Below are 12,507 nucleotides of genomic sequence, written 5' to 3' on the forward strand. Positions count from 1 at the left end.
AGTTATTATAAAGACCAAATTCGTTGAAAAACAAATTGAAAAAATAACGTATGCCATATTTTTTCATAGATTTTATATACCTTTGCATATCCAACAATACTAAAGATTTATGGCAGCAAATATATTCGGTCGCTATGTTTGGTTGATAGAGCAGTTCAGACGTTATGACCGTCTGACATACGAGGAGGTCAATGACCATTGGCACAAGAGCGGTTTGAGTTATGGGGACGAGGATGATCTTGCCCTCCGTACTTTTCACAATCATCGCAAAGCTATCTTTGATATTTTCGAGGTTGAAATAGCATGCGATACTAAAGGCGGATATAAATACTTCATTAATAATCCAGAAGAATTAGAAAGCGACAATCTCCGTATTTGGCTGATAGATTCCTATACCGCTATGAATCAGATACAGGCTGACAGAAAATTGAAAGGACGTATCATTTTCGAGAATGTTCCGTCAGGGCACAAATGGCTCAATGTTATTACCGATGCCATGCGTAACAACCAAGTTCTGCATATTACCCACCATGGTTTTGGGAAACCTGAATCTTGGAATTTTGATATTGAGCCATATTATCTCAAAGTAGTAAAACGCCGCTGGTATGTATTGGCCCGCAGTCTTTACTATTCGGAACGTAACTGCCAAAAGAACAAAACCGATGGCGGTAATCGTCCTGAGAATGTATATATGGTGTATGCGCTTGACCGCATCTTGGATTGCTATCCTACGAAAGCTACATTCAGTATGAACGAAAATTTTGATATAAATGAATACTATCGTGGATGTTGTGGTATCATCCATTCCGACGAGGAACCAGTCAGGGTTATCCTCAAGGCATACGGCGGAGGGGCGGACTATATCCGTACACTTCCCTTGCACGAATCTCAACGTGAATTAGTGGAACTCAAAGACGATGAAGCATCCTATTTCGAACTTAACGTATGCCCAACATACGATTTATATCAGTCGTTGCTGGCACAGGCCGACCAAATAGAGGTCATTGAACCGGAATCGGTGCGCAAGCAGATGCGAAATTTTGCCAAGAACCTGATGTCGTACTATAAAGAATAACAATATGAGCAACAAATTATATCGTATTCTCAATGAAGAAGAGTCTTATGACATTCTTTATACTAGTTATATAAACCAAAGTGCAAGAAAAAACAGAGTCATAGAATTTTATGAGCAGATAGAAAAAGTATGCAAGTTATCTCAAGAATGTAACATCAAAATATCATCAGCCTTAAGGATTGCCACTCAATATGGATGGGTAATTGAAGATGTACAACAAATGGTTAGGGAAAGTGCAAGTGAAATCCCTCTTGATTTGTTTATGGTCTATAATGAGCAAAAAGAGTATATCCCTATACAACCGCTTGTGGATTTTATTGTGGAATATAATACATATTATCAAGAGACTGGTATATTCTTGGATGATGAGAAAGGACACGGCCAATATTTTTGGGAAGTTATATGGGAAATGGTCAGAAGGAAAGAATTTCCTGAAACGTTCAGCCGATTGGATAGTTGCTTTGCTTTTATCGATAAAGGCGATACAATACAATTTGCAGATGAATTGCGTGAGCCTGGCTACAAATTGGCTGAAATAAATCTTGAAGATGCAGAAGTTCAGCTATATGATATGCAGTGGATTACGGATGTGCCAGTCAGTTCTTCAATGCAAGAAGCAATTGAATATGCACGCAACTATTGGAAAGGGTTAAAAACCAAACATCCTATAACGGAGGCTTTAATATGTGGAGATTATACATTTAAGGAGAGCGGCAATGATTGAAGGATTGAATTTTATCGCAATAGACTTCGAGACAGCGACTGGCAAACGAGCCTCTATTTGTGAAGTCGGTATCTGTGTAGTACGTAACGGCGAAATTACAGAAACTCGTTCTTGTCTTGTGCAGCCAGAAGACAATCTGTACAGCTATTGGAATATGCAATGTCATGGTATCACACCTGAAGACACTGAAAACAGCCCCTCTTTTCCAGAAGTTTGGGAGGAAATAGAACGGTTGTATCTTGATGAGTTCGATACCCTTGTGGCACATAATGTGCCATTTGACCGAAGCTGTTTGGAACATTCAGCCCAACTGTATCGCCTGCATCTACCAGAACTGAAATGGCAATGTACATTGAAGATTGCACGGCAGATGTATGACTTTGGCTGTAATACGCTTGGTTATCTTTGCGAACAGCTCGGAATACCCGAAGGCACACATCACCGCGCTGGTGACGACGCCGAAATGTGTGCGAGACTATATTTGAGAGAAATGGAAGATATTAGTATCCACCAGTAAATAATCACTGTAATATCATGCAAAACGAAAAAACTGTACAAGAATTGCTTAATGAACAAAACGAAGAAGGAATGTGTTTTCTTGTTCCGCATTACCAGCGAGGTTATCGTTGGCAGCGTGCAAATGTGCTTGACTTGTTATACGATATAAGTGATTTTATTCACAGCGACAAAAAATCCTATTCACTTCAGCCTCTTGTAGTATATCATTCAGAAAAAGATAACACATATCATGTGGTAGATGGTCAACAGCGGCTCACTACTATATCAATTTTATTGGGTTATTTAGGTGAAAAACAAATAGATATCAAATATGAATCACGAAAAGAACAGCAAAACCGCTATGTAGAAGGGAATATCAATATTGATCAACATCTTGTTAATCAGGCATATCTAACAATTCAAACTTGGTTCGAACAACGTTCAGAAGAGAAAGACTTATTTGTCAAGCTATTAAAAGATAAGTTGGACAAAAAGGTGAATTTTATCTGGTACTGTACCACAGATAATGAAGTGGCAACTTTTATCCGACTGAATAAAGACAAAATTTCTTTAACTAATGCCGAACTTGCCAAAGCCATGTTGCTTAAAAGAGGAAACTTTACCGAAGACAGCGTATTGATGCAAAAAAACATTGCAACAGAATGGAATAAGATAGAAAATACATTAAACGATGATGCCTTTTGGTGTTTCATAAGGCCAATTGAGGATAACAGGGATACGAGAATCGATTTTCTGTTTGAAATTATCAAGGACAAGAATATGCTTCATTTTACTCCTACGGACGAAATAGGAAATGACCGGTTCTCGACATTCAGATATTTCTATGACTATTTCAAAGAGAAAAAAGCATCGGCCTTTGATTCCATTTGGAATGAGATAAGACAACTATATAACATTTTTATGCATTGGTATAATGAGATAGAGATGTATCATTATATCGGATTCCTTATCATAGACAATAGTAATTGCATTCTGAATCTACTTGATGAATGGATGAAGTCTGATATGACTATTCCCGATTTCAAAAAACATTTGAAATCGGAAATTAATAAGGTTATAGAAAAAAGTGGATGCAATGACCTTTCCAAACAATATAAATATAATGAAGAGCGGGCCTCAGATAAAACAAAATGCAAGCCAATATTATTATTGTTCAATATCCAACGAATCATTATTATCAATAGGAATATGAATCAAAGAACAGATACACAACTCTTCAATAAATTTCCATTCTATCTTTATAAATCGGAGAATTGGGATGTGGAACATATTGCGTCCAACACTGATAATGATTTAACTCAACCTTCTGAACAAAAAGAGTGGCTTAAAACATTTTTGCTGGACAGCTCTATTTCTGATGACAATAAAAATAGAATTAAATGTTTTTTAGGCCTGGAAGAATCAGGCGACTTTGAAGATATTAGACAAAAACTCGAAGAAGAACAGCAACAGGTATTGCATAAGGAAGAACATCTCAATGATGCAGAAAAGAATCAGATATGGAATTTCTGCCTGCTTGACGAACATACCAACAGAAGTTACGGTAATTCAGTATTTCCAGTTAAGCGAAGAATAATCATGGGGAAAGAAATGGGAAAGGAATATATTCTTAATGATGATTTGGAGGAAGACATTAAATCCAATGTCGTGGCTTATGTCCCTTTATGTACAAAAGATGTATTTGTTAAGGCTTACACTGCCAACAGTACCACTAATAGAGAGTGGTCAAAAACAGATGCAAAAGCTTATAAAAAAGAAATATTTGAGTGTTTGAACAAAGAATTTAATGTAAAGTTCTAATAAGGATGATATGCAAGAAATAACGTTTTGGGATTTAATCTCATCGACTGAGATAAAGAGAATTAGTATTCCTACCATCCAACGCGATTATGCACAGGGAAGGAGAAACAAAGTGTATATAAGGCATAATTTCCTGAATGCCTTAAAAGACGCTTTATGCACTGGCAAGCAACTTATACTTGATTTTATATATGGAGTTGACAACGAAACGATGTTCATCCCTTTGGATGGTCAGCAACGTCTTACCACTCTTTGGGTGCTTCATTGGTTTTTGGCATACAAATCCGGCAAACTTCAAGAAGATGATATTAAATGTACACTTGCAAAGTTTTCGTATGAAACTCGTACTTCCTCATCAGACTTTTGTAAGTCGCTGTGCGGTTTAAGTGTAAATAAAGACAATAAGCCTCTTCGAGACTGGATTACACGACAGACATGGTTCTACCATCACTACAAGCAAGATCCAACGATTATGGGTATGCTCAATATGATAGCAGGAACAAAAACCAATGATAAGAAAGAGGAGGATATACCTGACGGATTGGAAGAAATATTTACTGATACCGAATGTGACTACTGCGAACTTTGGAATAAACTTATCAATACTAAATGCATACAGTTTAATAAATTACAAATCAGTGAAAATGACAGCGATGAGCTTTATGTCAAAATGAATGCGCGTGGCAGACAGTTGACTGACTTTGAAAATTTCAAGGCGGAATTGGTTCAACATGTAAGTGATGGTAACATACTTGACGAAAACGAAGTTTTGGAGTTTGCTGCCAAACTGGATGTGGAATGGACTGACATATTTTGGGAAAACAGATGGGAGGACCCTCTAACAAATGACATTACAATTGATGAAATCTATTTTGCCTTTATCCGAAGATTCGCAAGACTTGAATGTATTAGAAAAATGGGAGAAGATTCTAACGTCAAAGAACAATTCACTCCAGTATTCACAAGTTTTCAGCCATATAAACAAGTGCTTGACAAAGTATCCGTTATGGACTTTATCAAGATAATGGACCGTCTAAGGGGAAACAAACTGAAAGCAAAAGCATTGTGGGGTGATTGTTTTGATTTCGTTCCTAAATATAAAAATGGGAATAAGAGGAATATTACCACATTGACAGACAAAACACAACTCTTGTTTTATGGTTATTGTCGCTATCTGATACATGGTGAGTATGATGAGAATTCATTTGCGGAATGGTGTCGTGTGTTGTGGAATATTTGTGAGAATAGAGCAGATAATAATCTCATTCTACCCACAATGCGTCTTATAGATGAACTTGCGCCCCATTCGCATGAAATATTGGCATATTTGTCTCAGGAAACAGATATTGACTTCAAGCAGAACAAGGCTCAGATGTTAGAAGAACAATGCAAAGCACGTCGTTTCTCGGAATTTCGTAATGAAATATTAGAAATGGAAGGGTATGCTTTCTTCAAGGGTGCAATCAGATTTTTATTCACTGATTCTAATAATAAAGTAGATTGGGATTCGTTTAAAACAAAAATTGAAAACGTAAAATTGCTTATTCCTATAGATAAAAACGAACGTCACACCATCAAATTATTAACACCATATATTACAAAAGAGAAAGCATTATGCGATATCTATTATAATTGGGTGTCTAACAACGATGAAGATTTACGTAAAATTTTACTTGATAGTAAATCAGTTCCTTATCTACATCATTTCTTGCTGCAAGATGAGAAAAAATATCAGTCTTTGTTACATCAAGACATAATAGAACTATGTGAAGACACTTTTAACAGTGGATATATTCAAACAAATTGGAGGGATGATAGCCAATTTATATGGACTGAACGAGAAACCCGAAGGGGATATTATCAGTGGGTATCTTATGTAATTAACAATGCATTATACGCGAGTGTGTCTAATATTATAGATTCATCAGATCCTAATTTATTCGAAATTTATAAAGAACAGAAAAACAGAAGGACAGGAAAGCATATCCAAGGGTTGTATCTTCATTTTAAATACAAACAACAATATTTCCTGACAATGTTCGGAAATAATACAATATGCTTGATGACTGATGAATGGGAAAAGAAATATCCAAATTCAAGTGATTCTAAAGGCTTCTATATTCCTTTAGATGGAATAAAAACAGAAGAAGATTTGGTTGAACAAATAGATTTATTATTGAAAAAAAACATAGACAACTAACGAACATGAACAAAGAAAACAACATAATACTTTATCAAGACGATAATGAAATAACCCGTGTGTCGGTACGCTTTGCAGATGAAGATTTGTGGCTGACACAAAATCAGTTGGCAGATATATATTGTACTACGCAACAGAATATCAGCCAGCATGTGGATAATATATATAAAGATGGAGAACTGACCATAGAGGCAACTAACAAGAAATTCTTGTTAGTTCGCCAGGAAGGTAATCGGCAGGTAAAACGCAACATTGATCACTACAATCTTGATATGATTATAACCTTGGGATACCGTGTCCAGTCGCAAGTTGCTACTCGATTTCGTAGGTGGGCGACCCAACGGCTTCACGAATATATCCAAAAAGGGTTTGCTATGGATGACGAACGATTGAAGCAGGGTGGGAACCGGTATTTCCGTGAGCTTTTGCAGCGCATCAGGGATATTCGTAGTAGCGAGCGTAACTTCTATCAACAAGTTACGGATATTTATGCCACTGCAACAGACTATGACCCTCGCAGTGAAATGACCAAAATATTCTTCGCCACCGTGCAAAACAAGCTGCATTATGCTATTCACGAGAATACGGCTGCTGAAATCATCTACAATCGTGTGGATAATGAAAAACCTTTTGTCGGAATGACTAGGGTAACTATGTGACCAAAGACGATGTTAAAATAGCCAAGAACTATTTGTCTGAGATTGAACTTCAACGTCTGAATCTGCTTGTTTCTGGTTTCTTGGATTTTGCGGAGTTCCAAGCATTGGAAATGATTCCTATGACAATGAAAGATTGGATAGAGGCTTTGGATAATCAAATTATTGCCCATAAACGAAAAGTCTTGATTGGCAAGGGAAACATTTCGCACAAACAAGCGATTGAAAAAGCAGAAAAAGAGTTTGAAATCTACCGTAAACGTGAAATGGAGCTATTGGAGAGCGATTTTGACAAAGAGATTAAGAAATTGAGGAATAAAGATTAGTCTATACGAAATATTTTCCTATGGAACAACTATGCTTACTTTTGGTAAAATCAACAATAGAAGGGAACTTAGCGGTATCAAATATAAGTAAAATTAGCACAGAATAGCTGTATATCAAGTTGATACAAATCGTATTTCGGTTCAAGTGTGAAACCCATGCAGTTCTAAACAGGTTCTGATAAATCCATTACAAAAGCTAGCATGGCCCCTGGAAAATATAAAGTCACTTGACCCACTATTATACTCCTGATTGACCCATCAAAAAAATATGAGATTTAAGTAGAGAAAAATGCATTTTAACCCGGATCAGTTTCAGTTATAATTCTTTATAGCAGATACTACTTCTTTTTAGCATTAATCTTTCTTACAGAATCTCCTGTTAGTTCAATTTTGTGTGCAGTATGTACAATTCTGTCCAGGATTGCATCTGCTACCGTAGGATCACCAATTGCATCATACCAACTTTCGACAGGAAGTTGTGATGTTATTATGATTGATTTTAATCCGTGTCTGTCTTCTATTATTTCCATAAGGATTGACCTTTCCCTGGCATCCAGTCCTATAAGAAACAGATCGTCTAGAATAAGCAGTGAACACTTTTCATTTTTTTTCATTTCAGATTCTATAGTTCCCTTGTTTTTGGCCATTTTAAGCTGTCCCATAAGCTTTGACGCATTGGAGTATAAAGTTCTGACTCCATTTTTGCATGCTTCATATCCTATTGCTGAAGCAATATAGCTTTTACCTGTACCAGAACTTCCCGTGATAAAAACATTCTGTCCGTCTTTTATAAAATCAAGAGATGCAAGTCTCTCAAGCTGGTTACGATCAAGGTTACGTTTTATGGTATAGTCTATTTTCTCCATATATGCCTTATATCTGAAGTTGGCAGACCTTATCAGTCGCTCAATGCTTACATTGCGTCTGTAATCATACTCACTTTCTAGAAGCCATTTAAGGAATTCATCATTTGTCATACCATCAGAGGATGTTGTCCTACAGTCATTTCTGTATGTTTCAAGCATACCGTAAAAACGTAATTTGGAGAGTAATTCCATTATTCTGTCCATATTTTTTTCGACTGTTCTATTTGTTTTATTATTACTTGTCATTTTTATCTATGTTTTTAGAGTTAAAATAATCCTTACCTCTGAGATTTCTGTGTTTAGGGGTAAGTTCCGGAGCCTGTCCTTCCATTTGGACATGATACTTTTCATCTTCCCTGTTTACAAGAATACTTTCAAGCTCGTTGAATCCGAACATGCAGGATTCCATTGCTATCTGGCATGCAAGAACCATTCTGTCGTGTCCGAAACGTTCCACAAGACTTAATATACCATCAGCTGAACGTACTGCTTGAGCCGGATATTTTTTGGCTACGGCCACAAGCTTTATGTACTCCTCTACTATCGGATCGATTTTACGTGCCTTGCAGTATACATCATCCATTCTGATTCTGTATTCATGTAGTACTCCGGGAAGTTTATGGGAAGGTTTTTCTGAATATGTGAAAGGTGTATCATCCCTGCGATGTGTCGTAATGTGCCTGAATTTATGATATATCTCCACTGTATCCCCATCATACAGTAATTCTACAGTATCGCCGATATACTCTTTAGGGACACTGTAATAGTGATTGTTAAGCGACACATAACTGTTTCTCATGACAGTTGCCGTTTTCCGACTTTTTGATATAAATCTTGTAGTCGGTAATGTATGCAGCCTGTCTTTCTCTACCTCTATGAAACGCTCCTTACGGCTGTAGCTGCGGTTGTACATCTTTCGGCTGTTCAATGCATCCGTATGTTTCATTATTTCTATGTTCAAGGCTTCAAGATCATTGAATTTCAATCCTGTCATCTTTGAATAGACCTCCCTGTAAAGCAGTCTTACGGCATTTTCAACCAAAGCCTTGTCTTTGGGCTTGCGCACCCTTGCTGGAAAGACTACGCATCCGTAATGGTCTGCAAAAGCTGCAAAATCATCATTTATTACAGGCTCTATTCCACCGGGCTTTGTTACGGCAGATTTGAGGTTGTCGGGAACTATGGCATTTGGTACACCTCCAAAATAATGGAAAGCATTTTCACACGCCTGGATAAGATATTCTTTCTTTTGTGATGGTACAGCCTCGTAATAAGTAATCTGGCTGCAAGGAAGTATTGCAGCAAAGACTTCTACGGGAACCTTATCACCTGTATTCCTGTCTGAAATATAGAGTTTGTCACCGGCAAAATCCACATACATCTGATCTCCGGCTATATGATCTATGCGTCCAACCGGTACTTTTACCTCCCTTTCACGTCTGAGATACAGGCAGAATGAACAATAGCTGTAACCTTGGGGACGGTTTCTCAGATATTCCTCATACAAGGACCTTCTTGTTGTTCCACGGGATTTAAGTCGTTTAATGTACTCAGGTATATGTTCTTGAAGATACTTATACTCTGCAGATCCTGTTGATTCGTTGTCAGTCTCCGTACCGAAAAGCTCGTGCAGATGATGCTCGTCCATTTTCAACAGGCGTTCCAACTCTATACCCATATCTTCGTATATATGGATATATCGTTTTACTGTATTACGTGAAATCTGAAGAGAAGAACTGATACTACGGATACTCATTCCTGACTGGTAGCACCGCAGTATGTGTTTGATTCTTATTTTCATTCTTTAAAATTTTTATTCGGTTAATAATACCGGGTTAAAATGCTTTTTAAAGTACAAAAAACAAGACTGAAATGTGGTAATTCTATAGGGTCAATTTTTATTATAATCTTAGTGGCTCAGTTTCGGTTATAAAGGTGGGTCAGGTCACTTTTACAATAGTGGGTCAAGTGACTTTATATTTTCCATTGCAACCTACAGAAAAGCCAACTTCACACTTCCTGTTATTCCATCTGACGCGAATCATAACCTGTCCGTTCTTGTGTAGAAAAGCTCTACAACTGTGACTAATTTCCATCATATCTTACTACTTTATTTGTTATTTTGGAGCAAATATAGAAAGAAAAATCGTGGGGAGTAAGCGTCTATTTCTACTCCCCCCTTTTTTGAGCATACATGATTTTATGTGCTATTAAAAGATAGGAATAAAGAGATAACACTTTGATTTATAGCATTATATAAAATCAGTAAAAATCAGACAAATTCAGAAGATAAATCCCAGGCGGATCACTGAAAGCAAAATCCCTCTTGATAACCAGAGATTATCAAGGGGGATTTGCTTATGCATCAATTGGAGTGACAGAACAAGGCAACTCAACCATAAAAGTAGTACCTATTCCCAATTGGGAATCAGCCCATATCCGTCCGTTCATCTTATCAACAATAGATTTACAAATAGGCAAACCTAACCCGGCTCCCTGAGTGAAAGAGTCGACTTTCTCAAATCTTTCAAATATCTTTTCCAACATATTCTGAGGAATACCACGACCGGTATCTCGAACACCGATCCGCACATAGGACGAATCTATCTCATAAAAAACCTCCACATATCCACTAGTCGTATTCTTTAGAGCATTGGAAAGAAAATTATTTAAGATCTGCTTGATTCGCAACCTATCCAATTCTACTAGAAAACCCTGATCAAGATAATGGGTCCGAAGTTCAACTCCCGCAGCTAGCTGACGAGTATATTCCGCAACACTTTCATCTAAAAGTTCTGCCAGGTTAAACCAACTCGGATGCAGCTCCAGATAACCGGATTCTAACTTGGACAAATCAAGAACATCGTTTATCAGCTCCAACAGAAGCTCATTATTATGACTGATGAGAGAGTTGTAGAGTTCTTTTTCAGCCATATCCTCCGTAGCTGCCAATAGGGCTGAAAAGCCGACAATCGCATTCAACGGCGTACGAATCTCATGGCTCATATTAGCCAGAAAAGCTGATTTAAGACGATCGGACGCTTCGGCTTTATCACGCGCCTTGACAAGCATTTCCTCTGTCTTTTTCAACTCCGTTATATCGTAATTTATACTGATCAGTTCAATAATTTTATCTTGCGGGATATATTTCCGAACTAACAAATTGACATGCGTCCATGTATATTCACCGTTGCTTCTAAGGACACGCACTTCCTTACTTAATTTAGCCGTCAACCCGTTTCGTACATCTTCAAAGAATTGAACCATGCAATTACGGTCGTCCGGATGGAGATGTCTGTAGATACCAATGATATCGGACAACGGCGTTCCATCCGCTTCACCGATGTTCCTATACCAACTCTTTTGGGCATAACCTTCTCCGGTCAGAAGATTAAGATGGGCATATCCTACCTTGGCATAATCTCCCACCAGCTCAAAAAACTCTTCAAATTCCTGAATTTTATTATAAGCAATGGTCGTTTCTGTCTTATCAGCATTGATCAACAGGTAATTAATCGGATTGCCCTCATCATCATACAGTGTCGTTACCTTAGTTACCAGGTCAATCGTACCTTCCCTTTTGGAATTTTTATAATATGAACCGATCTTAGAGAAGTCATAACGAAATGTAAAGTCTGCATCTTCATTCCTTCTCAACCGCTCTTTCATTTCTTCCGGGAACATTGGATTCTTGAAGATATCAAGTCCTAAAAGGTCCTCCTTTTTCTCGAGATGGAACATCTCCTGCTCTTTATCATTCAAATCTATCAATATCCCATCCTCATTGTATAATTCGATACCGACCGGCAGGTGCTTATAAATATTATGCAAGATGCGTTCGCTGTGCTGCAAGGCCTGATAAGCTGATGTCATATTAGGAGCCTCCTGCAATTCGGCTATCCCATAGACATTTGTATGCCCTTCTTTATCCGTTTCCTGAAAGCAGACCTTACTCCGCACCCAAACAGCCCCTTTTACCGTATCAAGTAAATACACTACTTCCGACATCTGCTGCTCACTAAAAGAATGAACAGTTGTAGGGCGTTGCTCCTCCTTCAATATGCGTTTGTTAAAATCTTCAAAACTAATAATACCCGAATCATCCAAACCCAACAATTTCGAGATATACTCCGAACACTCATAATTTAAAGTTGTCAGATCAGCCTTCCACCAACCCATGTCAGCAGCGTTCATCAATTTTGAAAAAAATATAAAATCTTTCTGTTTATTCATAATGCTATGCTAACTCACCTTTCTAAAGATAGTTAAAGATGCAAAATTAAATATTGCAGGCAATCTATAACTTTCTAAAAGATATTTTTTAACACATTATAAGAAGTT

At 37.4% G+C, this 12,507-nt stretch carries 8 protein-coding genes and 1 pseudogene; 6 read left to right on the forward strand and 3 right to left on the reverse strand.

All coding sequences use genetic code 11. The features are described from left to right. Positions 1-109: 109 nt before the first annotated feature. The 6 genes and pseudogenes from H8S63_RS02530 to H8S63_RS02555 all read left to right on the forward strand — a co-directional run bounded on the left by H8S63_RS02530 (position 110) and on the right by H8S63_RS02555 (position 7,300). Positions 110-1,075 carry a YafY family protein gene (locus tag H8S63_RS02530; RefSeq protein WP_186925637.1) on the forward strand — a complete coding sequence of 322 codons (966 nt, stop codon included), beginning with the start codon at positions 110-112 and terminating at the stop codon, positions 1,073-1,075. Between the two features lie 4 nt (positions 1,076-1,079). Further along, positions 1,080-1,799 (forward strand): hypothetical protein, encoded by a 720-nt coding sequence (locus tag H8S63_RS02535; RefSeq protein ID WP_186925638.1) that lies wholly within the window; start codon positions 1,080-1,082, stop codon positions 1,797-1,799. Then, on the forward strand, positions 1,795-2,316 hold the full coding sequence (locus H8S63_RS02540; protein ID WP_186925687.1) for a 3'-5' exonuclease: 522 nt from the start codon (positions 1,795-1,797) through the stop codon (positions 2,314-2,316). Before H8S63_RS02535 ends, H8S63_RS02540 begins: the two co-directional genes overlap by 5 nt. Before the next feature lie 17 nt (positions 2,317-2,333). Further along, positions 2,334-4,118, forward strand: a complete 1,785-nt coding sequence (locus H8S63_RS02545) for a DUF262 domain-containing protein (protein WP_186925639.1) — start codon at positions 2,334-2,336, stop codon at positions 4,116-4,118. A 10-nt stretch (positions 4,119-4,128) separates the two neighbouring features. Further along, positions 4,129-6,318, forward strand: a complete 2,190-nt coding sequence (locus H8S63_RS02550; RefSeq protein WP_186925640.1) for a DUF262 domain-containing protein — start codon at positions 4,129-4,131, stop codon at positions 6,316-6,318. A 5-nt stretch (positions 6,319-6,323) separates the two neighbouring features. Then, positions 6,324-7,300, forward strand: a pseudogene (locus H8S63_RS02555) (virulence RhuM family protein). Between the two features lie 338 nt (positions 7,301-7,638). Here H8S63_RS02555 and istB read toward each other — a convergent pair. From istB to H8S63_RS02570, 3 genes are all read right to left on the reverse strand, one after another. Then, positions 7,639-8,412 (reverse strand): IS21-like element helper ATPase IstB, encoded by a 774-nt coding sequence (istB, locus tag H8S63_RS02560; protein WP_186925641.1) that lies wholly within the window; start codon positions 8,410-8,412, stop codon positions 7,639-7,641. After that, on the reverse strand, positions 8,402-9,967 hold the full coding sequence (gene istA / locus H8S63_RS02565) for an IS21 family transposase (protein ID WP_186925642.1): 1,566 nt from the start codon (positions 9,965-9,967) through the stop codon (positions 8,402-8,404). Before istA ends, istB begins: the two co-directional genes overlap by 11 nt. A gap of 557 nt (positions 9,968-10,524) precedes the next feature. Continuing rightward, positions 10,525-12,399, reverse strand: coding sequence for a PAS domain-containing sensor histidine kinase (locus H8S63_RS02570; RefSeq protein WP_186925643.1), 1,875 nt, complete (start codon positions 12,397-12,399; stop codon positions 10,525-10,527). Positions 12,400-12,507: the final 108 nt, after the last annotated feature.

This window comes from Bacteroides sp. NSJ-39 (genome assembly GCF_014287315.1).
GTDB lineage: Bacteria > Bacteroidota > Bacteroidia > Bacteroidales > Bacteroidaceae > Bacteroides > Bacteroides finegoldii.